The following is a 26,011-nucleotide window of genomic DNA, read 5'->3' as shown; positions in this document are numbered from 1 at the left end:
CGCCCCCTATGCTTTCATCATGCACTCTGCCACGCGCAGGGCGTTGGCAGCAATCGTCAGACTGGGGTTGACCCCCATCGAAGTTGGCATGAACGACGCATCGGCAACCCAGAGGTTCTGCAAATCATGCGCACGGCAGTCTGCATTCAGAACAGATGTCTTTGGATCAGCCCCAAATCGCAGAGTCCCGCTGGGGTGGCCAAGATTCAGCTCCGGTCCCCAGCCCAAGGGCAACCGCCGCAAGCCCTTTGTGCGCCGAAAGATTTGACGCCTGAACGCCTTACGCCGCGCTCGCAATTCGTCATGGATACGATAGTCGACCTTGATGACATCCGGCGTCTTTGGGTCAAAGACCACACGGTTTTCTGCGTAGGGCATATCCTCCAGAAGGCCGACAAATATCTGCGCCTCGCCAAAAAGGCGCGCCGCCATGGCGGCCGGCAGGCGCAACAGATGGCCCATGCGCGCGCCACTCCCGAACCCAGATTTCGCAGCCATCTGACAAAGGTAGTGATGAATTTCACCATAGGAGGCCCGCACCCCCATCGCTTGGAAGGTGCCAAACCGTTGCCCGTCATGGCTGTAGAAATCCCGGAGCGACAGTGCTTTGGTTGGCCCCATTGAAGGCACACCCCTGCCCGGCCAAATGGCGAACAACTCATTCAGGTGAAACATCAAATTGCGCCCGACCAGACCGGACCCATTGCCTGCACCGTCTGGCCATGCTTCAGAGGCGGATGCCAGCAGAACGCGTGGCGATCCCAAAGCCCCTGCAGCCAGCACGTATTGATCGGCGCGCAGGATGTGCGTTTCACCACCATGCCGGATTTCGACCCCGCTGATCGCTTGCGCATCCCCGAGCAATTTCGAAACGCGCGCGTCAGACAAAAGAAACGCGCGGCCCGTCGCAAGCGCAGGCTCGACCCCCGCAGATCGGCCATCCATTTTGCAGTTGTCCTTGGCACACCTGCGCCCAAGGCAATCGTCATGCGCCGCCCCCTGCGCCATGGCCGTATGCGCATGATAAGGATGTAATCCTGCTTTCTCGAACGCCTCTTCCAAGGCGCGTTCGGCCTCATTGAAGTCTGGCGCATCCCGCAACTCGACCGGCGCGTGATCCGACAAGGGATCTGCAGTCCCATAAACCTGAAACTGCCGCGCAGCACGGTCATACCATGACTGCATGTCTTGAAAGCTGACGGGCCATCCCCCCGTCGGATGTGGCATCGTTGGCGAGGCCTCAAGATCATGCGGTTCAGGTCGCTCAAGTGTGGCGGCATAAAACACCGAAGACCCGCCCACCCCAGCACCGATGGGCGCAAAGACTTGCGAGGTTTGCCCATCGACCTGCACCTCCATCGGGTATGGCCACAAACCCCGTGCCAACCGCGCGGCAGGCAAGGGCGTTTCGGACAGGCCGTTGGTCTCCATCCGGTGCCCGTCCGAGCCGAATTCGACAAAGAGCACCTTCTTGCCCACCTCTGCCAAAGCGCGCCCTACGGTGCCACCGCCCAAACCAGCGCCGACTACAATGACGTCCCAATGCTCTTGGATCAGAGGATGGCTCATGGGCGCGTGGCCTCAAAAAGCGGGGCAAAGACAGCGCGGATGCGTAAAGCGGCCAGATTGGTCAGGTGGTTGTTGTCAAAATACTGCCCGACGCCGTCGATGACAGCGTTGCAGCTTCCTTCGACACAGAAGGCGTCCCAACTTTGCAAGGCTTTGATCGCCCCCCCGGCAGACAGGCCCTCCCAAAGGGAGTTCGCCGTCCCCTGTCGCCGCTCCACATCAGCGCGGGCCACATCTTGCGCGACCTCGTCGACCACCGACCCCGGCAGGTGCTTCAACGCAAATGCCCGTGCGGCATGGCGACTGTCGTAGTTTTCAACCTCCGGCGGTTGCTGAAAAACAAAAACCTGCGCGCCGCCAGCGCCTAGTTTCGCGACCGTGTCACGCGCCGTCTGCGTCAATGCCTCTTGCTGGTTCTGATCCGGTGCAGAGGAGGCCCAAACGCGGATTTCATTCACAGCATCTCGCCCGACGCCCTGCCCGTTCCAATAATAAGCCCAGCGCCCGACCAGCAGGACAGACTGGAACTGATCCATTTCGGTCATAGCCACCTCAATTTGGCGGTTCGCATCCCCGCAAGCGCGGTTTTGGGCGGGGGTTGCGGCCGTCTCTTCTTTCTCAATTCCAAAGAATGGCGGACAGCCAGCGCGCCAAATGATCACACCGGGCACGCCAGCTTCCAAACTGGCAAGGTCCAGCCCCTCGCGCAGCGCGCGCACATGGCTGTCTCCCCAGATCAGAACCTCGGGCGTGCCTTCAGGGCCAATGGGGCAAAGTTCCAGCCCAGCGAAGGGGCCGTCTGGCGCGATCTCACACCGGCTCCAATCCTGCAAAAAATCCGCCGAGGCCGCGATATGCACCTGCGCCTCGTCAGAAAACCGGGTCTGTAGGCCGTCGTTTTTGAAAATCATCCCGGCGAGTGCCAGTGCCCCCACCGTTGCCACAGCCGTTCCGCCGACAACCGCGCGCGCCGATAGCGCTCGAGCCTCGCGCACCGGCCGTTCCACAAACCGCCAACTCAGAACCGACAGAAGGAAGGCGACCGTCAGCCAACCCAGAGTTTCTAAGGGCGAAGCAAACTCAGCACGGTAGTAAAGCGCCAGCACAAAGACCGGCCAATGCCACAGGTAGAGCGAATAAGAAATCTTGCCAAAGAAGACAGGTAACGGATGCGCCAATCCGCGATTGACGCCATTCGCCGAAGTCACATTTGCCAAAAGCAATACCGTCCCAACCACCGGCATCAAGGCCCAAGCGCCGGGAAATGCCCCGCCCGCTGGTATGATCAGCACCGAGACGAGGACCAAAAGAAGTCCAATGTAGGAAACCAAACTCGGCAGAGCATGCGCGGGCCTTTCAGCCAAAAAGATGGCAAGCAGAACCCCCGCCAACAACTCCCACGCCCGGAATGGAAACAGGTAAAACGTCGCCGTTGGCATCGACGGCGTCAGCCAGATACACCCGATCAGCGATAGGGCAGCCAAGCCGGCCAATATCGCTGGCACACGCCCCGACATGCGCACTAACAGGATCAGCAACAAAGGCAGCACGATATAGAACTGCTCTTCGACGGCCAAAGACCACGTGTGCAGCAGTGGCTTTTCCTCGGACAGGGTATCGAAATAGCCAGCGCTTCGGAAAAACAGCACATTGGACAAATAGACCGTCGCCGCAATCGCCGATTTGCCCAGCTCCCGATATTCAAACGGCAGTAAAATGACCCAACCGACCGCTAAAACTGCAAACAGCATTGCAAAAAAGGCTGGGGCCAGTCGCCGGAAACGACGCATGTAGAACGCCCCAATGCGGATGCTGCCCGTGGCTTTCAATTCGCGCCACAGGATGCCGCCAATCAGAAAGCCCGAAATGACAAAAAAGACGTCGACCCCGATAAAGCCACCCCGAAGCGGAACCCCAAAATGATACAGCACCACCGACAGAACAGCGATGGCCCGCAAGCCATCAATTTCGGGCCGATAGGGCATTTGGGATGATGGCGACATGGGCGCGCGTGCCTCTGTAACTGCTCGGCCCGGTTGTTCGGGCTTCAACTTCGGTCTGCCCCCAAAGGGGTGATGTCCGATGCCACTAATGAGCAATCTGGGCAAAGATAAGTCAAGCGGGCGTTGGTTTCGCCTTGCAACGCCCGCAAGACATCAGATGTCGAATTTCACACCCTGCGCCAAGGGCAATTCCGCAGAGAAATTCACGGTCGAGGTCTGACGGCGCATATAGCCTTTCCACGCGTCAGCCCCGCTTTCGCGTCCGCCACCGGTTTCTTTCTCTCCGCCGAACGCCCCGCCGATCTCTGCCCCGGACGGGCCGATATTCACATTGGCAATACCGCAATCAGACCCGGCTGCCGACAGGAACTGATTGGCCTCGCGCAGATCAAGCGTGAAGATGCAAGATGACAGCCCCTGCGGCACGTCGTTTTGCATCGCGATGGCTTCGTCCAAAGTGTCGTAACTCATCACATAAAGGATTGGCGCAAAGGTTTCGTGTTTCACAATTGCGCTTTGACCCGGCATTTCCACCAAGGCAGGCTGCACATAGACGCCGCCTTTTGGGCCTTCTGCCGGGGCACCGCCAAAGACCGCCCCGCCCTGTTCCTTGGCTTGCGCAAGGGCCGATTGCATGGCTTCACCAGAGGCTTGATCGACCAGTGGCCCGATCAATGTCGCAGCATCGCGCGGGTCGCCGACAGGTAGGCTGGCGTAGGCCTTTTTCAGGCGACCCACCAGATCGTCACGCACCGAATTGTGCACAATCAGGCGACGTAGGCTGGTGCAACGCTGCCCTGCTGTGCCCACCGCCGAAAAGACAATCGCACGCACCGCCATCTCCAGATCCGCAGAAGGCGCGACGATCATCGCGTTGTTGCCGCCAAGTTCCAGAATCGACCGGCCCCAACGTGCCGCAACGCGCGGGCCAACGATGGACCCCATGCGGGTGGACCCGGTGGCCGACAGAACCGGAACATCTTTGCTTTGCACCAGGGCGTCGCCAATCTCTGCGCCGCCAATCACAACCTGCGACAGATGCGCGGGGGCATCGCCAAACCGTACCAAAGCGCGCTCCATGATTTTCTGGCAGGCGAGTGCTGTCAGCGGTGTTTTCTCGGACGGTTTCCAGATCACTGGGTTGCCGCAAACAAGCGCAAGTGCTGCGTTCCAGGACCAGACCGCGACCGGGAAGTTGAACGCAGAAATCACGCCGCATGGCCCCATCGGGTGCCAGGTCTCCGTCATCGTATGCCCGGGACGTTCAGAGGCGATGGTCAGCCCGTACAATTGACGACTGATCCCGACGGCAAAGTCGCAGATATCAATCATCTCCTGCACTTCACCAAGACCCTCAGAAACAATCTTACCTGCCTCCAATGTCACCAATGCCGCGAGGTCTTCTTTCGAGGCGCGCAGTTCCTCCCCCAACAAACGTACCAGTTCGCCGCGACGCGGAGCTGGCACCGTCCGCCAAGCACGAAATGCGGCCTGCGCATTCGCAATGACCGCTGTCATCTCATCCACCGTAGTTTCCCGAACCTGCGCGACCTCTGCCCCATCAATCGGAGAACGCACAGCAAGCGTTCCTCCCGTAAGCTCGGCATCCGTAAATCCCAGATTTTTCAGAACATCGGCGTGTGACATTGAGGGCTCCTAGGCTAGGGCAACGCTCGGCATAGCGTTGCATGGGCATTGGTTTCAGACTAAACGCGCCGACACTGGACAAAAAGGCATAACTTATGCAATTTTCGATGCATAAAAGGCATTCAAACCCATGCACAAACCTCTAAACACACCTTTGCCCAGCATCTCGGTCCTGCGCTGCTTCGAAGCTGCAGCCCGGCACGAAAGCTTTACGGACGCTGCGCAGGAACTGGGGATGACCCAAGGCGCGTTGAGCCGTCAGGTGAAGGAGTTGGAGAACCACGTTGGCTCTGCGCTCTTTCTACGCGAGGGGCGCGGCGTGCGCCTGAGCCAAGCGGGCCGACTGCTGGCACAACAAGTCGGAGCCGACCTTGACGCCCTGCGCGCCACCATCACCCGTGCCATCGCCGGTGGAGCAGACCGCGAAGTTCTAACCATCGCCGCCCCACCGACATTCGCCGCCCGCTGGCTGGTGCCGCGCCTGAAGGCGTTCAAAGCAACACGCCCAGCCTTAGAACTTTATGTACTCAGCCGATCAGAACCCTTTGATCTCCTGACCGAAAAAGTGGACGTCGCCATTCATTTTGGCCAAGGCAACTGGCCCGGTGCTGCGATCACGCCGCTTTGCCCTGAAAACCTGGTCGCCGTGGCCGCGCCCTCATTGATCCCAAAGGGCAGCCCGCTCAGCGCCGAGGTCTGCCTTGACCTGCCACTTTTGCACAATGCCAACCGCACCGGTCTTTGGCCTGACTTCTTAGCCCCGCTTGGACCTGACCCGCAGCCCCTGCGCACAGGGAGCTACTTTGACCAGATATCACTGATCATCTCAGCCGCTGTGGCCGGGATGGGTGCGGCGATCCTGCCGACCTACCTGATCGAGGACGAGTTGCGCAGTGGCGCGTTGGTGAAACTGGCACCGGTCCAGATCGACACGACCGACGCCTATTACATCGCCCGCCCCTCTGGACTACGCAATGCCTTGGCCAAGGACTTTGGCGACTGGCTGCGCAAACAAGTCAGCACACCGCTCAAGCGACAGCAGGGTTAGATAACGGGAACGAGCCCAGCAATTTTGGCACGTGCGCTGAATTGCTCTGCCCCGCCATTTTGGGCTACGAGGGGTAATGTGGTGGTCCGCCCCCATCGCCCGCGCAAGCCCTCCTGCCGCCTTCCAAAAGGATATCAATGTGACCGAACTGACCTCTGTGACCCTAAGCTGCGACGGAGCACATGTGACACTGATCAACTACGGTGCCATTACTGCGGACTGGCGCATAGACGTTGACGGCACCGCGACCCCCATGATCCTCGGCTATCAGGACCTGAACGACTATCCACGCTCGCCCTACTATTTCGGTGCCATTGTTGGCCGCGTCTCAAATCGCATCGGTGGCGGGCGGTTCGCGCTGCCAGATGGAACCATTGCCAAGCTTGCGACAAACGAAGGCGCAACCACCTTGCACGGCGGGCCAAACGGGCTGGGCAGTGTTTATTGGTCCCTCAGCAAAACCGCCGAGGATCGCGCAGAACTGACGTATCGCTCTGAAGACGGCGAAGGCGGCTTTCCGGGCTGTGTCGACGTCAAAGTGGTCGTGACCTTGACCGAGAAAAGCCTGGCCTATGACATGAGCGCCACCGTTGACCGCCCCACCCCGATCAGCCTTGCGCAGCACAACTATTATAACTTCGGCGGCACGGCAGATATCTGGGATTACAGGTTGAAAATGCCAAGCCATCAGGTGCTAGAGCAAAGCGACATCGGCGTCTCAACGGGCAATATCGTCGATACCACCGGCAGCATTGAGGATTTTCGCGCAGGCCAAAGTATGGCTGCGTTTAAAGAGACCGGCTTAGACGGACACTTTGTTTTTGACGCCAACGCGCTAGAAGCTGACGACCTACCTACCGTGGCAGAAATGCGCGCGCCGAATGGTTTGGGCCTGCGGGTGTTTTCTGACCAATTGGGCGCGCAAATCTATACGGCCCATGGGCTGGACAGCGTCCCCGGCGGCCTGAACGGACAGACCTATGGCCGGGGCGCCGGACTGTGTGTCGAGCCACAGGGCCATCCCAATGCGGTCAATATTGCCGCATTCCCCTCGGTGATGGCGACGCCCGACGCGCCGTATCGGCAGGTTCTGAGGCTGGAGGTTCTACAGCTCGAAGACGCATGAAAAAAGGCGCGAAACCGCGCCTTTACCCTTTGTTTTGCCGGCGTTTACTGGGGCTAGTGATCCAACATCGCCCAAAGACGTCGCTTGATTTCCAGGAACTCTTCGGTCAGGCGCATGTCGTCTGTGCGTGGACGAGGCAGGCTCACCTCTTCAATGTGATGCACCCGGCCCGGCCGCGACGACAGAACAACAATCTTATCCGACAGAAAGATCGCTTCTTCGATGTCGTGGGTCACGAAGATCACGGTTTTTTTCGTCTGGTTCCACGTCTGCAAAAGATCAGATTGCATGCGCTCTTTGGTCTGCGCATCCAATGCCCCAAACGGTTCATCCATCAAAAGGACGTCAGGATCGTTGGCATACACGCGCCCGATGTCGACACGTTTCCGCATCCCGCCTGACAACTCCCTCGGCCAGCGATCTTCGAACCCTTTCAAGCCAACCATTTCGGTCCACTTGGCTTCGATCTCTGCTTGTTGCGCCTTAGAGGCCCCACGCAGACGCGGTCCGTAAGAGATGTTCTTTGCCACGGTCATCCATGGAAACACCGCGTCTTGCTGAAAAACCATACCACGACGGCGATCCGTACCGTGAATGACGGTGCCATCCAGCGTCATCGCGCCGTCCGATGGGTCAAACAGCCCCGCCATCATCTTCAGCAGGGTCGACTTCCCGCACCCAGAGGTTCCGATGATGGAGTTGAAACTGCCGGACTCAAACGTGAGGTCGATATCTTCAAGCACCGTCAGAGCGTTTTCACCACCTTTGCCAAAGGTATGGGTCAGGTTGTTTGTCTTGATCTCTGGCATTATTCACGCGCCTCCGACCATTGCATGAGATAGGCTTGGATGCGGCGGAATGCCCGGTCCATCAGGAAGGCACAGGCCCCAATGATCACGATCACCATCATAACCTGATCGGTCAGGAAATACCGCCGGCCCTCTTGCAGAAGGAATCCAAGGCCGTTCTGTGCTGCCAGCAATTCAGAAGCAACCAACGTCGTCCAAGCTGCGCCCAGCGCAATGCGATACCCTGTGATAATGAAAGGCGTCGCCGCAGGCACTGCCACGGTGCGGAACACTTGGAAGCGGCTTGCACCCATGGTTGAGGCCGCATCGACATAGACCTGCGGAACGTTTTTCATCCCCGCGATCACATTGACCACGCAAACCATGAAACAGGCGATTGATATGATCAAAACCCGACTGAATTCTTCAATCCCGAACCAGATGATAATGATCGGAATATAGGCCAGCGGCGGGATCGGACGCAGCGCTTCGATCAGCGGATCGACAAGGAATTCAATCGTCTTATACCACCCGACAAGACAACCAACGATCAGCGCCATTGTCGTGCCGATGAAGAACCCCATGAAAATACGGAACAGGCTCGCGCCGAGCGCGGTATGAAGGCTGCCGGATTCAATATTTACGAAGAAGGATTTGACGATATCTGAAATCGGCGGCAACAGCGCCGGGTTATTGTCTGGCCTGTTTGTCACCCAGATATAGGCGGCAAAACAGACCGCGACCGACAAGACGCCTAACCAAAGGCGTCTTGAGGTCAATGTGTCCAACACATTCATTTTAGAGTTTGCTTACGATTTGATCGCTGACCAGCGCGTCCAGATCCGGCACCGCAGGGATACGATCATTGGCGACAAGGAACTCTGACTGCACTTGCAAAGCCTTGTTCAGAACACCCCTAGCGTAGACATCTTTGATCTCGTCCGTGTCGAAATAGAAGTAGCCATTCAACAGTGGCGCGACCTCACCTGCGGTGACACCGGCTCGGCCGACGCTTTCTTGCCACGCGATCATGCGCTGCACCACGGCGTCATTATCTTCGCGCAACATGCCAACGCCATCGCGATGGAAGGCTGCAACGATTTCAGTCATGGCTTCTTCCTTGGCGTCCATGGTCTGCTGCGTCGTCATGAAGACGTCCATGATCGACGGGCGGGCATCAATCGGCATTGCGGCCCCTTCCGCCAGCATGCTTGCGCCAGGGAGTTTGTCAAAGATCAACTGACGGGAAGTGGCCAATGGAACCGTGGCATCCACAGCGCCCGCAATTAGAGCGGCCTGTGCATCAATCGGCTCCATATTGATACGCTTGTGTGGCATGTCGGAAAGACCGGCCTGCTCAAGCGCGACACCAAGGAAGAAGTCGAAGTTCGACCCAGAGGTCACGGCGATCCGTTTGCCTTCCAGATCTTCGAGCTTTTCGAGCCCCGGCTGACCAACGATGGTAAACAGGCCCGATGCATCGCCGCAGATCGAAATCTCACGGAAGTCGGCCACCTTGCGCGCCATCGCCGCAAGCGGTGGCACTGATCCAACAGTGATTGCATCCACCGAGCCGCCCACCATGGCTTCGATTGCCGGTGGTCCGGATGGGAACACGCTGAACTCCATTTCAACGCCGGGCGCAAAGCCCTGATCCTGTATCAGCCAGTAAATCCCGAAGGAGTAGGCCGGAATAATCCCGATTTTCAGCTTCTCTGTGGCGGCGTGGGCTTTGCCCACAAAAAACGTCGGTGCTGCCAACGCAGCACCAGCCGCGACGCCACCTTTCAACACGCCACGGCGCGAGATGTAACTTACCTTGGAATTCGACATTGTATCCTCCCTATGGATTTATCTGTCCAATGTGCTCTGTCCCCTTCAGAGTTGCAGGCAGGTTAGCGCCTTACTTTTACATTTGTCAAATGTTTTGTCATAAGAAAGGTTCAAACAGCAAGCGGTCGCACGTGCCAATGGCGCAGAGATGCGATGGCCCAAAGGAGCCACGCGACACAATTTACCGGTGTTTGGCAGCTATTGTCCCAGAAGGGCCTCGGCCATGGCATCGTCGACGCAGAGATGGGTCACAAGATCGCCAGCCAATGCGGCCCGCACGGCGTCTACGCGGTCGGCGCCCGTTGCGATCAGCAGTTTTCGGTGCGCCTGACGCAGATGTTCCAACTCTATCGCGATCAACCGGTCTTCGGGTGGCAAATCCATGCCCCTTCCAGCAAAACTGACATAGCGTCCACACACGATGCCCTTAGCCCCACTGCGCAGCGCTGCCAGCAGTTCCATTTCATCCGCGATTCCGGCAGCCACAAGATGTGTGTCCATTTCCGTATTGCCGACGGAAAACACAGCTACATCCAAGTTCTGCAAACGCTTCAGTTGCGCCGCAATCGTTGGTTCTTGGCGCAACTGATGGGCCAGCTCTGCCGTAGATAAGACCGCTGGCGCGTGCAGCGTGTAGCATTCTCCGTTCAGCGAATTTGCGATGCGGATGGAACAATCTTCGGACGTAGGCACCCGGTCAGACACCATCGAACCGATCATCTGACAGACCGTGACGTCCTGAAACTCGCACTGCGGCATCGCAAGGGACACCGCCTTTATGGTCTCACCCCACGCCACACCAACGAGGTCGCCCGACCGTACAACATCGCCAACGGCCATTGCACCAACTCTTGCGACTTGGGTCAGCATGTCAGCCCGTGACTTGCTGCCGCTCACCTGCGCAACATAGGCATCCTGCAGACCAAATCTTTCACACAGTTGACGAGACAAGTTCGACCCAGACAAGACGTCGCCACCGACCCTGATCTCAACGATCCCCCTATCCCGGCAGTCTTTCAACATGTTGACGACGGTTGGGCGCGACACGCCGATCCGTTTGGCGATCTCGCTTTGTGTCAGCCCCTCGCCGTAGTACAGCAAGGCGACATTGGCGAGTTGCGCATCTTTGTCTTTTTGTCGGTTTTGATCGTTACGAGCCATACTATGCGTTTACTTTCTTCTGCCCCCCTTGACCATAGTTCTTGCGGAACCACTGAAAGCAACGGTCGATCTCTTCTTGGGGCAGTTCCTCGACTGGACCACGGCACATCGCCAAATGTGTCGTCATCGCCGCCTCTTCGAGGTACATTGCAATGGATGTCGCCTCGGTCGCGGATTTGCCCATCGTAAAGACCCCATGCGCCTGAACCAGCGCCGCATATCCGCCATCTGCCGCCTCGATCACGGCCTGCCCGGTATCAACCTCGCCCGGCGTGGCGTAGCGCGAGCACGGCACGTCCCGGCCAAGAATATGGGTGATTGGTGTCAGCACCGCCGGAATACGCTCGCCGCGCGCCGCGAAGGACGTTGCATAAGGCGAATGCGTATGTGTGATGCCAAAGACATCCGGGCGGTTCTTGTAGATATAAAGATGCACCCCGGTATCAACCGACGGTTTCTTGTCGCCCTCAATGACATTGCCGTCGATATCCACGACCACCATCGTGTCAGGCGTCAGTTTCTTAAATTTCACGCCCGAAGGCTTGATGACAATCAACCCGGTTTCAGGATCGCGTCCAGACACATTGCCGCCTGACCCCACGACCAGCCCGTTTGCTGGCAACTCATGGTTTTGCTCGCAAACCTCTTCTTTCAGTGCATTAAGCATCTTTTTTGTCCTCCGGAATACCATGCGGATAGACCACAATTTTCAGAGACTTCTCTGCCAGTCGCAGCATCTCAAACGCCTCAGCGCTGTCTTCGATCTCAAACCGGTGCGAGATCGCCTCATCCGCCTTGATCCGCCCCGCTTCAAGCAGGCGAATGTAACTATAGGTGTCCGTGTGATCGGAACTGTAGCGCGAGGTGATGGTGATCTGATCAAAGTACGCCCGACTGCCTTCGCGCACCCAATCCGTGCCGGGTGCCAGCGGCGCTCCCAGATGCAATGTGCCACCGACCTCGACCAGCTTTTCAGCATCCGCCCAAGCCTGCGGGAACGGTGCGATCACAATGACTGTATCCGCCAAGCGCCCGTTATTTATCGCCCGCAGTGCCTCGACCGCGTCTTCGGTTTTTGGGTTGATCGTGTGGGTCGCCCCAAAGAACTTGGCCTTCTCAAGCCGCCAGTTCGAGAAATCCAGCGCAATCACCTTGCCAGCCCCAAACAGCGGCGCGAGGTGCACAAACCCCTGCCCCATGAACCCGGCCCCAACGACAGCAACGGTATCGCCTGGTTGGATGTTACAAACCTTCAGGCCTGATAGCACACAGGACCATGGTTCAATGGTGACAGCCGCCTCGGTAGAGACATTGTCAGGCACTTTATGCGCATCCATCCGCAAATGCTGCGCGGTCACGCGATAATATTCACAGACCCCACCCGGATCGAGCTTCATCGACGCATAAAACGGGTCGCGGGTGAAATGCCCACGCCGCGACAGATGGCTGTCGACACGTCCCACGTGGTGATTGATGAACAGCCGGTCGCCAATCTTATAGTCGGTCACATCTGCGCCAACCTCGACAACCTCACCAATCGGCTCATGGCCCAGAACTTTGGGGTCGGACTTTTTGTACCAGGCCATGGTTTCGCCGCCACAAAGGCCACAGGCCAAGGTCTTGAGCAGAATTTCATCTGGCCCAATGTCCGGCACAGGCCGGTCTTCGAGGCGGATATCATCCAGCGCGTGATACACGGCTGCTTTCATCATCTTGGTCATGAGGTTTCCTTGGAAGTTTCGGCCCAGAGCGCCTGCGCCGCGTGTGAGAGGGATTTGTAACGGGCGAAAGCCGCGTCATATGCCGGCCTATCTGCCGGATCAGGATCATAGATCAGGCTGGTTTCTTCGCGCGCGGCCAGAGAGCTGGCGACGCCTTTTCCGTTAGCCGCCGCACCTAGGCACGCCGCGCCCCATAGCCCGTGATCAGAGGCCGCGCTGACCTCAATTCGGGTTTGCATGACATCCGCGATGATCTGGCACCAAAGCGCGTTTTTTGCCCCTCCCCCGGTCAGGCGGATCGGTGTATCCGGCAAAGTGCCACATTCAGACAGGTAACAATCGCGCAAGCTAAACGCGGCACCTTCCATCACGGCACGACCCATATCAGCCTTGGTGCTGGTGCTGCGCAGGCCAAAGAAAGCCCCTGTAGCTTCGGGCGCGACAAAAGGCGCGCGCTCGCCGTTCAGATGCGGCAGGAAGGTCACGCCATTGGCCCCGGCAGGCACCTCTTGCGCCAGCGCGTTCAGCTTCCCGGCGATTTCGGCAGGTGTTTCTCCGCCCAGCGTTTGCGGATGCAAGGCGCAGAACCAGTCAAAGGCCGCGGCCCCGGTTGTGGGGGCAAGAATGCGCGTTAGCGTGCGCCCGTTCGCGTGGTAGGCCGAGGCCCCAACAGGCGTTTCGCTCGGATCAATGGCGTCGCGCAGTATGTTTACAACCGCTGTCGTGCCAAGGATCATCATCGTGTCGCCGGGCTGATCCATGCCCATGCCGACAATCATAGCCGACAGGTCCAATGTCCCAACCGAAACCGGCAACCCCTCTGGCAACCCGGTGGCCGCCGCTGCTTTAGCACTGAGTGTTCCCAATTGGCTTTCCGCTGATTGCGGCGGCAAAAGTGCCGAATGCAATTCTGGCACGCCCAGCGCCGCAAGGGCGGCGTCTGAATAATGCCCGGTGCCGAGGTCAAGAAACGGGATCGACGCATCCGAGAAATCGACCGCCATTTTGCCGGTTAGGCAATAGCCGACCCAACCCGCGCAATGCATGACATGGGACACACGTGCGGCGCGCTCTGGTTCACGATCGCGCATCCAGCGATACAGCGGCCCCAGCGTGCCTGGCCAAAGCGCCGTGCGGCAGGCTTTTGCAATCGTACCCAAGGCAGCATCGTCAAGATCAGACAGGACACGCGCCGCGCGGGTGTCATTCCACAAGAGCGCCGGACCGACCGGCGCCCCGTCTGCGTCAAGCGCCCAGAGGCCATCGCCCTGTGCGGCCACACCAAGGCTTTGAATCTGCGACACGTCTACCGATGCAACGGCTTTCTTCAGCGCGGTACAGACCCCGTCCCAGACATCAGACATATTCTGTTCGGAATGTCCGGGGCGCGGCGTTGACACGCGGCTGGGGCACTCGCCATGACTGATCTGCGTGCCATCACTTTGATAGACCGCAGCCTTGATGGCAGTCGTGCCCACATCGATTCCCAGCCAAAGTGGCGTCATGCGGCGTCTCCTTGTGGATCTGAAGGATGTTCGTCGCGCGCGACCATGCGCGGCGGTTCAAACACCCGGATGGGCGGCAGCGGGTCCGTCCATTTTTCAACATTGACCAAAGTGGTATGCGCGATATTGCCCTGCGCCAGCCCCGAGGTGCCCTTGTCGATGGTCAGAACATTTGGGTTGCCGTGCACATCGATCCGCCCATGGGGCGTATCCTGCAAATCCAGCCACGCACCGGTTGGCAAAACAATCACGTCAGGTCGCATACCGGCATCACAGTGCACCGCAGCGAGGCAGCTCCCCCGTGCGTTGAACAATCGCGCAACGTCGCCGGTTTGCAGCCCAAATTGCGCTGCGGTTTCAGGATGCAAGGTACAGACCTCCCGTCCCTGCACCTTCCGGGACTGGCTTTCAGCCCCGTTGTCCAACTGGCTGTGCAGCCGCGCTGTCGGTTGGTTCGACACCAGATGCAATTGTCCCGTGTTTGCGGCACCCAACCACTCTGCCGGGGGGAGCCAAACCGGATGACCCGGACAATCAGTCAGAGAAAGATCGGCAATCCTCTGGCAATACAACTCTATCTTGCCGCTCGGTGTGGGCAACGCGTTGGCCTTGGGATCGGCAATGAAATCAGAAAACAGAATGCGTGTCTGGTCCTCTTCCGGAATGGTCAAATGGCCTATCTCGCGGAACGTTTCATAATCGGGAAGATCAAATCCCGCCTCCTTGGCGACCTCTTGGCAGCCTGCCCAAAGCCAAGCCTTCCAGCCCGCTTCGTCACGGCCTTCGGTAAAGGCCTCTTCTATGCCAAGTCGCGCTGCCAGGCCTTTGAAAATTTCATGATCACTGCGCGCATCGCCCATTGGCTCCATCACCTTCTGCATCAGGATCAGATTGGGATCACGCCTGTTGAGAAACAGATCTTCCCGTTCAAGCGCCGAAGTTGCGGGCAGCACGATATCCGCGCGCCGCGCCGTGGCGGTCCAGCTGTGATCCTGAACGATCACGGTTTCGGGCAGCTGCCACGCCTTTTCTAGTCGATTCAGGTCTTGGTGATGGTGAAACGGGTTTCCACCACCCCAGTAGATCAGCTTGATATCGGGATAGATCCATTGCCCACCGTCATATGAATAGGCCGCCCCGGGTGACAGCAGCATGTCGGCCACACGTGAAACCGGGATCTGATCTGAAACAGGGTTGCGCCCCTGTGGCACCGATGGCCAACTGATAAATCGCTTTGGGCGCCCCGGCGGCGCGGTCGAGCCGTAGCCAAAGCCAAAGCCCTGTCCCGGCAGGCCAATCTGGCCAAGGAAACACGCCAGCGCCAATGCCGCCCAGATGGGTTGCTCGCCATGATCGGCACGCTGCACACCCCATGCGACCGAGATCATGACCCGTTCTTTGGGCAGGCGACGGGCCAGCGCCCTGATATCATCGGCGGCGATGTCACATATTTGCGCGGCCCAGTCGGCGGTTTTGGCGACCCCGTCCTGATCGCCCTTTAGATAGCGTTGATACTCCGCGCTGCCCGTGGTGTAGCGATCCAGAAAAGCTTGGTCATGTTCTCCGGCCGCCATGATCTCATAGGTCAATGCCATCATCAGGGCTACATCGGTGCCGGGCCGAATCGATAGCCACATCGGGTTTGCACCGGGCAAATAGTCGCTTTTCAGCGGCGAAATATTAACGGTCTGCATTCCGTTTTGCGCAGCGCGCTCAACCCAACTGTCCACTTCATGCGCCCAGGTCCCGCCAGAGGCAATCTGCGCCGTGCGCCCGGAGACCCCTCCGAATGCCAGCATCAAGGTGCAATGGTCCGCGATCAGCGGCCAACTGGTAGCGCCTTCTTCGATCTGCTTGTTGGACAGGCCGGTGATAAAGGGAAACAGCACCTCAGCCGCCGCATGGGAATAGGTGTCTTTCTGGCCAACATACCCTCCGGCAAGGTTCAGAAACCGCCGCAGTTGCGAATGGCAGTGATGAAAGCGTCCCGCGCTTGCCCAGCCATAAGAGCCGCCAAAGATCGCCTGATTGCCATAAAGATCGCGCACACGCGCAAGCTCTGATGCCGTGATGTCCAGCGCTTCGTCCCAAGGGACCTCGACATAGGCATCATCGTTGCGCGCAGCGCCGCCATCACCCCGAAGCCAGCCCCAGCGGACCGCAGGGCGCAGGATTCGCGCCTTTTTGTCTTGCATCGCAGACACCCAACCTCGCCCGATGACCGAGGGCGAGTCATCCGCCGCGTTTGGCACCAGCACGGTGCCAACAGGGCTGTCTTTGATTTCATAGCCACCCCAATGCGCCACTGTTTTCGGCGATTTGACAGGTGATTTATTCGATGTCATTCGACAACTCACTTTTACATTTGTAAAATAGTATGTCATATGTTACCCAAATGGACAATATCGAAATCCTCGTTTTTTGAATAGGAGGTCGCGCAATGCGCAACGAAAAGACGACTGAAGAGGTCGCCCTCGGCATCCGCCGCCGTGTCTTTGAACATTCCATGCGGAACAACGGCGGGTATCTCTCGCAGGCGTGTTCCGCGGGCGAACAACTGGCTTGGCTTTATAATGAAGAGCTCAACCTCGGCGCGCCGACCCTTCCTATGATCCCCAAGGATTTTGCGGGCGTCCCATCGCCGAGCAACCCAGACTACCACACGGGCGCAGGCTATAATGGCCCCGCTGCCCCAGAATTTGACCGCCTGTTCATCGCCCCGGCCCATTACGCACTTGTGGCCTATGCCACGCTGATCGAAGTTGGCCGCATGGCCCCTGAAGGGCTGGAGATGTTCAACAAGGATGGCTCCAGCGTCGAAATGATCGGCGCAGAACACAGCCCCGGCATGGAGGTGCACAACGGCACGCTTGGCATTGGCCTTTCGACTGGTGCAGGACTGGCCTATGGCCGCAAACTGCGTGGCGAACCGGGACGCACATGGGTCTTTATGTCAGACGGCGAAGTGCAGGAAGGCCAGACCTGGGAGGCTGTTCAAGCCGCCGCCTTCCACGGCATCGACAACCTATATGCCATCATGGATGTGAACGACCAGCAATGTGACGGCGCGATGGACAGCGTCATGGAAGTTGGCGACATCAAGACCAAGTTCGAAAACTTTGGTGCCGCTTGTATCGAGATCGACGGCCACGACATCAACGCCATGCGTGATGCGGTCAAGGAAAAGCACGACGGCAAGCCCCTGATCATCCTCGCACGGACCAACCCGTTCCACAGCATGTCGATCCTCGAGGAACGGTTCCCCCGCCTGCATTACGTGCGTTTCAAATCCGAAGATGAACGCGCCCGCATGAATACGTCGATTGCCAAAGACCTTGGCGTCGATCCAATCGATTACGCACATTAAGGAGCCGAGACATGGTTGAAATGGTATCCCGCCCCTACGCCTCGGCCTTCGAGAAATACGCCGCAGGCAACAAGGACATCCTTTGCCTCAGCGCGGACCTGACATCTTCTTGCGAGATAGACGGCTTTCGTGATCGTCACCCCGACCAGTTTCTGTCGATGGGTATGGCAGAACAGAACATGCTAAGCTTCGCCGGAGGTCTGGGCCTCGCAGGCTTCCGGCCTTTCATTCATACATTCGGCGTCTTTATGTATCGCCGCCCCTATGATCAGCTGATGGCCTCGATTGCCTACCCACGCCGCAAGGTGCGGCTGATGGGTTTTCTGCCCGGCGTCACGACCCCCGGCGGCATGACCCACCAAGCGATCGAAGATATCTCGGTCATGCGGTCAATTCCGAACATGACCATTCTGGAAACGGGCGACGCGACCGAGGTGGAAAGTATCTGCGAAGCCGCCGATAGCATCGATGGTCCGGTCTGGTGCCGGGTTCTTCGCGGCTCCGTGCCCCGTCTGTTTGATACGCCGATCAAGGTCGGCGAAATGCGCGAGCTATCGTCGGGCGATGACATTCTGGTCGTCACATCCGGCATCTGCACCGAAGAAGCCATGCGCGCCCGGTCGGCGCTGCAAAAGGCGGGGCTTTCGATCCGCCACCTGCACCTGCACACAATCAAACCGTTTGATTCCAAAGCGTTGCTTGATCACATCTCTTCGGTAAAGCACGGTGTTGTCACGCTTGAAAACCACGTGACCGAAGGCGGCATCGGCTCACTTGTGGCAGAAACCATGGCCGACGCCGGTGTTGGCAAGCGGCTCGTGCGTCTTGGGTTGAAAGACACCTACGCGCATGGTGGCTCACGGGCCTACCTGATGCGCTACTACGGGTTGGATGCCACGGCGATGGTGCGTGGGATCGAGGACCTGATGGGTCAGGAATTCGGGATCACAGAAGACGATCTCGATACAGCGCGCGTCGAAGACGTGCACTCTCTGGTCAAGGCCGAAGCGCTCTGATCATCTGAGACCTCCCCGGTTGACCGCGCTCTGTTCTGGGCGCGGTCTTTCCATTTGTCCGGAGCATTTGACAATAGATCACGCCACTGCCATTCAATCGATATGCCGGACCCTTCATTTGATATTGTCAGCTTTGCCGGGGGCAAAAGCCACATCGGAACCGATCAACCAGAGATCAAATCTGATGGGGAAAGCCCGGCGCGCAAGGTCACGTTAAAACCGTTTGCTATTGGCGCAACCACGGTCACCTTCGCTGATTTCCAACAGTTCTGCGATGCAACGGGTCATGTCACCGACGCCGAGATCTATGGCTGGTCCTTTGTGTTTCGCGGACTGAGACAGGACGCTACCGGCCCACAACCTCCCGGCCTGCCCTGGTGGAACGCGGTGGACGGAGCCACATGGCGCACGCCACTCGGGCCGGGGTCTGATTTTGGCGACATGGCAGACCATCCGGTGGTGCACGTGTCCTGGAATGATGCCAAAGCCTATGCCGCCTGGCTGGGTGGCCGCCTGCCGACTGAGGCGGAATGGGAACATGCTGCGCGCGGCGGGCCTGAACCGATGCGCTATCCTTGGGGCGAGGACGAACCAAGCGACGAAAACGCCCGTCATTGCAATATCTGGCAAGGCAACTTTCCCGACCACAACACCGAGGCAGACGGCTTTTACGGTACAGCGCCCGCCCGGAGCTTTCCGCCCAATGCTGCGGGGCTTTACAATCTCTCGGGCAATGTCTGGGAGTGGTGCGAGGACCTGTTCAAGGTCCGATCATTAAGCGCGCAGGCCAAGGCGCGGAACCTGCACGCCAAGAAAGAAAACGAACGGGTCCTTAAGGGTGGATCATTCCTGTGTCATGCCTCAACCTGCTGGCGCTACCGGATCGCAGCGCGCAGCGGTCGGCAGGCCGACAACGGCACATCCAACGGCGGCTTCCGCGTGGCATTTGACCGATAGGCCTAGGCCGCCGCCAAATCCGCATCTGTCATGCCCAGACGTTCCAGTTGTTCGGCCGGATAGCCTTCGGCATCCATCAGTTTGCGCGCTAAGTGCAACATACGCTGTTTCTGCGCCGGATCGCTGTCCCAAAGGTTATGGACCTGTCCGGGATCGTCGGCGCGATTGTAGAGGAAGCAATCATAGGTGCGCGGATCAATTGAGATCGGTGTCTTCCAAAGTGGCAGATCAACCGATGGGTCAAACATCCCCTGCTCTGCCGGTGTCTCTGGCGGTTTGCCGACGCGCCCGTCCACCGGGTTGTCAACAATCAAGGGCCGAAAGATCGCGGTGGAATAGGTGAACAAGGGTTTGCCTTCGACCGGGGCGCGGAACAGCGTGTAGTCGCCATCGGTCACGCACAGCCCTTGCCCAAAGGTGCCATAGATCAGCGCCTCATGTGGGCTGTCGGCGTTGTCGGTGATCATTGGCAAGATGGATTTCGAATGGCGATTGCTTGCGGGAATTGCGCCGCCCGCCGCATCGATCAGCGTGGCGAAAAGGTCTACGGTCTGCGTCAGTCCCTTGACCCGTCTGCCTTTGCCCGGACTGCCGGGGTGCCAGACGATCATCGGGATATTGGCATGGCTGTCGTAATGCGGGAATTGTTTGCCAAAAGCACGGCGCGCGCCAAGGTCATGGCCATGGTCGGTGGTAAAGACAACCATCGTGTCTTCCCAGAGGTTCATGGCGTCGAGCTTGGCCATGAACTTGCCCAGCCAAGTGTCCATCATGGTGACCTTGCCCATGTACTGCGCTTTCAGGAACGCCAGTTCTTCTGGCGTGGTTTCATCCATAAAACGCTCTAGGTCTGCATAGACTTGATAGGGCGGCCAGATGTTAAAATCGTTTTTGTCGCCATCGGTGTACATGCTGGCATAGGGTTCGGGCACCTCGAAGGGTTCGTGCACGTCGAAACATTCGACCTGCAAGAAAAAGTCGCCCTTGCCTGCGTTTTCATCCAGCCAATCCATCGCCCCTTGAAAGACCTTGGGCGCGAAATAGTCTTCTTCGCCTTTGAAGTCTTTCACATTGGCCGCGTACTGCCGGATATGTTCCGCCGCGCGGTATTTCATCACGTTCTTGACCCATTGCGGATCGTCCGCGTTTGGGTCGTGCATCTTCCAGCTGTCGACTTCATGCCCGCGCACCAGTTGCAGGTTCCCAAAGCCCTGCATGTAGCCGTTCGCCTCTTCTTCCCAATAGTGGTAGTGGTCGGTGACCATAGCGGTGTTCATGCCAGTCTTGGAAATTTCCTTGGGCATACGCGGGTCAAAGACTTCCATCCCGCCCCATGGCCGCCAAAGGAACTCTTTGCGCCCCGCCATGATTTCACGCCGCGCGGGCATGCATGGCAGGCTGCCGACATAGTGATCATCAAAGACATGGCCCCGCTCAGCAAGCGCCTGAACATTGGGCGCCTTGCACTCTGTGTTCGGGTTATAGGTGCTAAGACAATCCTTGTTCAGACTGTCAACGAGGACCAGAATGATATTCATGCCATTCTCCGAAGTCAGGGGCGTTTGGCGTAATGTACCGGCTGATGTGGATTTTTACAATTGTAAAAATTTTTGCCTATTGTAAATTTCATATAGGCAGCGTTGCCCGCCAGTGGCGGCAGCCATCAAATCCGGCGCGTAAACAATCGTCAACGAGATTACGCCAAAATGAAAAGACGGGCGACCATTGATCGCCCGTCCCCCGTGACCTTTTGAGTGAAACTGTGACCTAGCCTTTGACCGCGCCGGCGGTCAGTCCGGACTGGAACTGGCGTGTCATCAGAAGGTAGGCGACGACCACCGGCAACGTTGACACCAGAACCGATGCGAAAACCAAACCCCATTCGGTGGAATAGGACCCGATGAAGGACACAATGCCAACCGGCATGGTCTGGACTTCGGGTTTGAAGGCAAGGATCAGCGGGATGAAGAATTCGTTCCACATCCAGACGCCGTTCAGAATCGCGACGGACAGCAGCCCCGGTTTCAAAAGCGGCAGCACAATGCGGCGGAACACCTGCCATTCACTGGCCCCGTCCATTCGCGCGGCTTGCATCAGCTCTTTGGGCAGGGACGCTGCGAGTGGCGTCAGAACCAGAACCCCAAGCGGCAGCCCCATCGCGATATAAGGCACGATCAGTGCAAGCAATGTACCAAACAAGCCAATCGCTTTCAGAACAATGAAAAGTGGCAGGATGATTGCGTGCACCGGCACCAACAGGCCTGAAACAAAGAGCGTATAAAGCGGCAAAGCGTATTTCTTCTCTTTGCGCGACAAGCCATAGGCCACCATGGCCGACAACAGCGACGACCCCAAAACCGCACAGAAGGTTACGATGATCGTGTTCGGTAGCGTCAGGCGCAGATTGGCTTCATCCCATGCCCGCGTGTAGTTGGACCACAGCCATTCGTCCGGCAGCCCAAACGGGTTGATAAAGAAATCCGCCACGGATTTGAACGAGGCGATCACCATGAAAAACAGCGGCACCAACACCCAGAGCGTGGCAATAACCAGAATGGCCGTGCGCACAGAGCGCCCTGCCAGCACCGACAAGTCGCTTTGACGGCGCTTTGGGCCTCGGGACGTGTCCTGTGGCAGGTTCTGCGTGATCTCACTCATGATTCAATCTCTCTCTTGCGCAGGATGCGGATCAGCCCCCAGCAGATCACCGCCATGATCACCATGGTCAGCAGCGCCATGGCCACACCAAAGGCAAAGCGGATGTCCGCGCTAGAGAAGGACGATCCCCCAAAGGCGGTGCGGTAAATCAAGGTGCCAAGCACATCGGTTGCAAAATTCGGCGCGCCCAGAGGGCCTGTCAGAACATAGACCACATCAAAGGTGCGGAATGTGCCAATAAAGGTCAGAACGGTCAGCGCCGTAAAGGCCGGCGACAGCTGCGGGAAGACCACGCGCCAGAACACCTGCCGCGAGTTCGCGCCATCCATTTCAGCCGCTTGCCGCAACTCCTCGGGCACATTCTGCAAACCAGCCAGGTAGATGATGATCGCCCAGCCCATCGAGTTCCAGGCCGTAACCATGATGATCATGATCAGCGCCCATGTCGGGTTTGACAGCCATTGCTGTGCCAGAAAGCCAAGACCGATCTTTTCCAGCATCGGGTTGATCAGACCGATATTGGGCGACAGCATCAGCGTCCAGACAAAGCCGGTTGCCACCAGCGACATAATGACAGGCAGGAACAATACGGTCCGGTAGAATTGCATGAAGCGCGGTTTTTCGTTCAGCAAAACCGCTAAATAAAGCCCGACCGTGTGTTGAAACACCAAGATCGCCAAGAAGATGAAGGCATTGTGCATTGCGGCGCGATAGAAGGGCCAATGGGTCAGGATTTCGACGTAATTCGCCAATCCAATGAAGGACACATCATTGCCCAGCCCCGACCAATTGGTCATGGACAGGCCGGTTGCAAAGAGCAGCGGAAAAATCATCACCGCCAGAAAAAATGCAAATCCGGGCAGAACGAACCAAAGATGGCCGTAGGTTTTGGAAAAGCTTGAAACGGGGCGTGCTGACATTTCACCGTCCTTCTTCGTCAAATGGGCGACCCAAGGGGCCGCCCAATTTTGTCGTCCTTAGCGTGCAGACGGCGAAACTGCGTCCTGAGCCGCCTGAGCGAACTCTTCCGGAGTCATTTCACCCAAGATCAGCGCTGCTGTGTTCTGCTGGACCACAGACCAAACACCACCGGTTTCTGGCAGTTCGTACCAGACGCGCACGTCTTTGGATTTCGCCGCGTTGGTGAATTCATCCAGAATGCGATTGCCCTGTGGGTTCACCTCGTTGTGAGTGGTCATTGTGATGGTGTCGACGACCATCTGCTGTGCGGTTTCCCCCATCATCCAGTTCAGGAAGGTAACAGCCGCGTCTTGTTCTTCGGACTTTGAGTTGACCAGGAAGATATATTCCAGACCGGTCACGGTCGATGGTGGGTTGTCACCAACACCCGGGAACGGCATGACGCCCAAATCAGCCTTTGGGTTGATTTCCAGATAGCCGACATAGTCTGCGGACCCGCCCGGCATCATCACACCACGACCAATGGCAGCCATTGCCTTGCCTTCGACATAGGGTGTCGACAGAGCGCCCGGCTGGAAGCATTCCTGCCCCATTTCCTGCAGCGCCTTCGCCGCTTCGACCATGTCTGGGTCTGTAAATGACCGTTCGCCATGGCGCAGCGCCTCAAAACCGTCCGCGCCCATCACAGATGCGGTCAACATCATATACATGAAGGACGGTACAATCCCGTCAGAGGCTGGCACAACCATCGGCGTGACGCCCTGTTCATTCAAAGAGCGGCACATTGCCATCAGTTCGTCATGCGTGGATGGTGGCTCGATGCCCAGTTCCGCAAACTTGTCGCGGTGATAGTAAAGGCCCACCGAGTAGGACCCAAGGATCGGCACGCCGTAGACTTTGCCGTCTGCACCCACAACCGCGCCGCGCGCAGCTTCACGTAGGGTGGACGTATCGACCTTACCGGTCAGTTCCGCGACATATCCGGCCTCTGCTGCTGCGAGTGTCTCTGGACCTGCAGGAAGCGCAAAAAGATCAGGCGCTTCGCCAGCTGCCAGCGCAGTGTTTAGGCGGGCCGAATAGTTGGTGCCTGCGATTTCTTCGAGGTCAATTTTGATGCCGGGGTTTTCCGCCTCAAACGCATCAAGGATCGCTTGTGTCGCTGCTTTCCATTCCGGGTGCTGGTGCCACATTGTCAGCGTTACATCGTCCGCCTGAGCCGCGCCTGCACTTAGGGCGAGGGCCGCGAGCCATGTTGTTGTTTTATTCATAGTCCTTCCTCCTCTGGTTTTTTTTGTCAGTCACCCAGCGGGCGCAGCGCCTGCCGCGTGTCTGGGTCAAAGAAATGCAGCCTGTCGGCAGCGACCGCGATGCGCACCGTTTCTCCTCGGGTGGCGCGGGACTGCGATGAAAAGCGGCAAATGCAAATGCCTTCGTGTGAACCGGTCGTGAGATCGAGATCCTCTTGGCCGAGTTCCTCATCGTCATGCACGGGGGTCGCGTTCAAAGCGACGTGAGCCATATGATCTGACCCAAGGCTTTCGAGCAGCTGAATCTCAGCCTCGATCACCTGATCCGTCGGGTGATCCGGTTTAAGGCGCGCATCTTCGAGGTCTTCGGGGCGGACCCCAACAATCACAGGTCCAGATGCGCGATCCTTTAGGCCCGGGTAGCGATCAAGCGCGGCACTTGGCACTGCGATCTTCTGACCACCAAGCGTCAGCACAGCCCCATCGGCAGTGTTTTCACAAGCGGCGTGGAACAGGTTCATCGCCGGGGACCCGATGAAGGACGCAACAAAGGTATTTGCCGGCGCGTGGTACATATTGTCAGGCGTATCGACCTGTTGCAGCACCCCTGCCCGCATCAGCGCAACACGGTCGCCCATGGTCATGGCTTCGACCTGATCATGGGTCACGTAAATGGTGGTGACGCCCAAAGTGCGCTGAATCTGCGCCACTTCAGAACGCATCTTCACGCGCAGTTTGGCATCCAGGTTTGACAGCGGTTCGTCCATCAGAAAGACCGACGGGCGGCGGATAATGGCGCGGCCCATGGCGACGCGTTGGCGTTGGCCACCGGACAATCGACCGGGTTTGCGGTGTAGAAGCGCCTGAAGTTGCAGGATATTTGCGACCTCTTCGACCTTGCGCGCGATTTCGTCCTTTGGGACTTTGGCGATCTGCAATGGGAAGGCGATATTATCAAAAACCGTCATATGCGGATAAAGCGCATAAGACTGGAACACCATGGCGATATCCCGATCACGGGATGCATAGTCATTGACCCGCTGTTCTCCGATCAGAATGTCACCCGAGGTCACATCCTCAAGTCCGCCGATCATTTTCAGCGCCGTGGATTTGCCGCAGCCCGAGGGGCCGACAAGCACCAGAAATTCACCGTCTTTGATTTCAAGATCAAGCGCATCCAGCGCTGGCTTTTCACTGCCTTCATAGGTCTTCGTCAACGCGCGCGTTGTCACCGATGCCATAACATCAGGTCTCCTCATCCTCGCGGCCTCTCCCTAGGCCACATCTTTGCCTTCGCGATTCTCGTTGTTTTAAACGAGTCACAGCGGGTGTTGAGGATATTTTATACTAAACGGTACTAGATTGTATATTATTTTTATATTTTTGCAGGATATTTGCGAATTTTTAGATCAAAAGCCTTGAGGAAACATTGGTTTTACTCAGA

21 protein-coding genes are annotated in these 26,011 nt (G+C 57.9%); 5 read left to right on the top strand and 16 right to left on the bottom strand.

All coding sequences use genetic code 11. The features are described 5' to 3' along the window. Positions 1-6: 6 nt before the first annotated feature. The 3 genes from BUA39_RS13795 to amaB form a co-directional block, all read right to left on the bottom strand. The gene (locus tag BUA39_RS13795; protein ID WP_072793805.1) at positions 7-1,569 is read right to left on the bottom strand and encodes a GMC oxidoreductase; all 1,563 of its coding nucleotides are present in this window, start codon (positions 1,567-1,569) and stop codon (positions 7-9) included. Beyond that, the gene (locus BUA39_RS13790) at positions 1,566-3,572 is read right to left on the bottom strand and encodes an acyltransferase family protein (protein ID WP_084604993.1); all 2,007 of its coding nucleotides are present in this window, start codon (positions 3,570-3,572) and stop codon (positions 1,566-1,568) included. The genes BUA39_RS13795 and BUA39_RS13790 overlap by 4 nt, the downstream gene beginning before the upstream one ends. Positions 3,573-3,725: 153 nt before the next feature. After that, positions 3,726-5,219, bottom strand: coding sequence for an L-piperidine-6-carboxylate dehydrogenase (gene amaB / locus BUA39_RS13785; RefSeq protein WP_072793803.1), 1,494 nt, complete (start codon positions 5,217-5,219; stop codon positions 3,726-3,728). A 130-nt stretch (positions 5,220-5,349) separates the two neighbouring features. Here amaB and BUA39_RS13780 point away from each other — a divergent pair, with 130 nt between their 5' ends. Together BUA39_RS13780 and BUA39_RS13775 are read left to right on the top strand one after the other, a co-directional pair. Continuing rightward, on the top strand, positions 5,350-6,267 hold the full coding sequence (locus tag BUA39_RS13780; RefSeq protein ID WP_072793802.1) for a LysR substrate-binding domain-containing protein: 918 nt from the start codon (positions 5,350-5,352) through the stop codon (positions 6,265-6,267). Between the two features lie 76 nt (positions 6,268-6,343). Further along, positions 6,344-7,393: an aldose epimerase family protein gene (locus tag BUA39_RS13775; RefSeq protein ID WP_072793801.1), complete on the top strand. Its 1,050-nt coding sequence runs from the start codon at positions 6,344-6,346 to the stop codon at positions 7,391-7,393. Positions 7,394-7,446: 53 nt separating this feature from the next. Here the strand turns inward: BUA39_RS13775 and BUA39_RS13770 are convergent, their stop codons facing one another. The 8 genes from BUA39_RS13770 to BUA39_RS13735 form a co-directional block, all read right to left on the bottom strand. Then, complete coding sequence (locus BUA39_RS13770) at positions 7,447-8,202, bottom strand: ABC transporter ATP-binding protein (protein ID WP_072793800.1); 756 nt, start codon at positions 8,200-8,202, stop codon at positions 7,447-7,449. Then, positions 8,202-8,978: an ABC transporter permease gene (locus BUA39_RS13765; protein WP_072793799.1), complete on the bottom strand. Its 777-nt coding sequence runs from the start codon at positions 8,976-8,978 to the stop codon at positions 8,202-8,204. Before BUA39_RS13765 ends, BUA39_RS13770 begins: the two co-directional genes overlap by 1 nt. Position 8,979: 1 nt before the next feature. Further along, positions 8,980-10,014 carry an ABC transporter substrate-binding protein gene (locus BUA39_RS13760; protein ID WP_072793798.1) on the bottom strand — a complete coding sequence of 345 codons (1,035 nt, stop codon included), beginning with the start codon at positions 10,012-10,014 and terminating at the stop codon, positions 8,980-8,982. A 198-nt stretch (positions 10,015-10,212) separates the two neighbouring features. Next, positions 10,213-11,175 carry a sugar-binding transcriptional regulator gene (locus BUA39_RS13755; RefSeq protein WP_072793797.1) on the bottom strand — a complete coding sequence of 321 codons (963 nt, stop codon included), beginning with the start codon at positions 11,173-11,175 and terminating at the stop codon, positions 10,213-10,215. A gap of 1 nt (position 11,176) precedes the next feature. Beyond that, positions 11,177-11,842, bottom strand: a complete 666-nt coding sequence (locus BUA39_RS13750) for a class II aldolase/adducin family protein (RefSeq protein WP_072793796.1) — start codon at positions 11,840-11,842, stop codon at positions 11,177-11,179. Continuing rightward, a complete protein-coding gene (locus BUA39_RS13745; protein ID WP_072793795.1) occupies positions 11,835-12,896 on the bottom strand; it encodes an alcohol dehydrogenase catalytic domain-containing protein in 1,062 nt (353 codons plus the stop codon). Before BUA39_RS13745 ends, BUA39_RS13750 begins: the two co-directional genes overlap by 8 nt. Beyond that, the gene (locus BUA39_RS13740; RefSeq protein WP_072793794.1) at positions 12,893-14,401 is read right to left on the bottom strand and encodes a xylulokinase; all 1,509 of its coding nucleotides are present in this window, start codon (positions 14,399-14,401) and stop codon (positions 12,893-12,895) included. Before BUA39_RS13740 ends, BUA39_RS13745 begins: the two co-directional genes overlap by 4 nt. After that, on the bottom strand, positions 14,398-16,746 hold the full coding sequence (locus BUA39_RS13735) for a molybdopterin-dependent oxidoreductase (RefSeq protein ID WP_072793793.1): 2,349 nt from the start codon (positions 16,744-16,746) through the stop codon (positions 14,398-14,400). Before BUA39_RS13735 ends, BUA39_RS13740 begins: the two co-directional genes overlap by 4 nt. 95 nt (positions 16,747-16,841) lie before the next feature. On the opposite strand from BUA39_RS13735, the gene BUA39_RS13730 reads away from it, so the two are divergent. The 3 genes from BUA39_RS13730 to BUA39_RS13720 all read left to right on the top strand — a co-directional run bounded on the left by BUA39_RS13730 (position 16,842) and on the right by BUA39_RS13720 (position 19,741). Further along, positions 16,842-17,768, top strand: coding sequence for a transketolase (locus tag BUA39_RS13730; protein WP_072793792.1), 927 nt, complete (start codon positions 16,842-16,844; stop codon positions 17,766-17,768). A gap of 11 nt (positions 17,769-17,779) precedes the next feature. Then, positions 17,780-18,784 carry a transketolase family protein gene (locus BUA39_RS13725; protein ID WP_072793791.1) on the top strand — a complete coding sequence of 335 codons (1,005 nt, stop codon included), beginning with the start codon at positions 17,780-17,782 and terminating at the stop codon, positions 18,782-18,784. Positions 18,785-18,886: 102 nt separating this feature from the next. After that, complete coding sequence (locus BUA39_RS13720) at positions 18,887-19,741, top strand: formylglycine-generating enzyme family protein (protein ID WP_072793790.1); 855 nt, start codon at positions 18,887-18,889, stop codon at positions 19,739-19,741. A 2-nt stretch (positions 19,742-19,743) separates the two neighbouring features. Here the strand turns inward: BUA39_RS13720 and BUA39_RS13715 are convergent, their stop codons facing one another. The 5 genes from BUA39_RS13715 to BUA39_RS13695 form a co-directional block, all read right to left on the bottom strand. After that, positions 19,744-21,279 carry a sulfatase gene (locus tag BUA39_RS13715; protein WP_072793789.1) on the bottom strand — a complete coding sequence of 512 codons (1,536 nt, stop codon included), beginning with the start codon at positions 21,277-21,279 and terminating at the stop codon, positions 19,744-19,746. A 229-nt stretch (positions 21,280-21,508) separates the two neighbouring features. Continuing rightward, positions 21,509-22,399: a carbohydrate ABC transporter permease gene (locus BUA39_RS13710; protein ID WP_084604991.1), complete on the bottom strand. Its 891-nt coding sequence runs from the start codon at positions 22,397-22,399 to the stop codon at positions 21,509-21,511. Then, positions 22,396-23,319, bottom strand: a complete 924-nt coding sequence (locus BUA39_RS13705; RefSeq protein ID WP_072793788.1) for a carbohydrate ABC transporter permease — start codon at positions 23,317-23,319, stop codon at positions 22,396-22,398. Before BUA39_RS13705 ends, BUA39_RS13710 begins: the two co-directional genes overlap by 4 nt. Positions 23,320-23,376: 57 nt before the next feature. Next, positions 23,377-24,588 (bottom strand): extracellular solute-binding protein, encoded by a 1,212-nt coding sequence (locus BUA39_RS13700; protein ID WP_072793787.1) that lies wholly within the window; start codon positions 24,586-24,588, stop codon positions 23,377-23,379. A gap of 26 nt (positions 24,589-24,614) precedes the next feature. Continuing rightward, entirely contained in the window at positions 24,615-25,808 is a 1,194-nt protein-coding gene (locus BUA39_RS13695) for an ABC transporter ATP-binding protein (RefSeq protein ID WP_072793786.1), read from the bottom strand. Positions 25,809-26,011 lie beyond the last annotated feature (203 nt).

Source organism: Cognatishimia maritima, assembly GCF_900129685.1.
GTDB classification, from domain to species: Bacteria; Pseudomonadota; Alphaproteobacteria; order Rhodobacterales; family Rhodobacteraceae; genus Cognatishimia; species Cognatishimia maritima.
The sequence above is the reverse complement of the archived record's forward strand: the minus strand, read 5'-3'. Positions and strand labels throughout refer to the sequence as shown.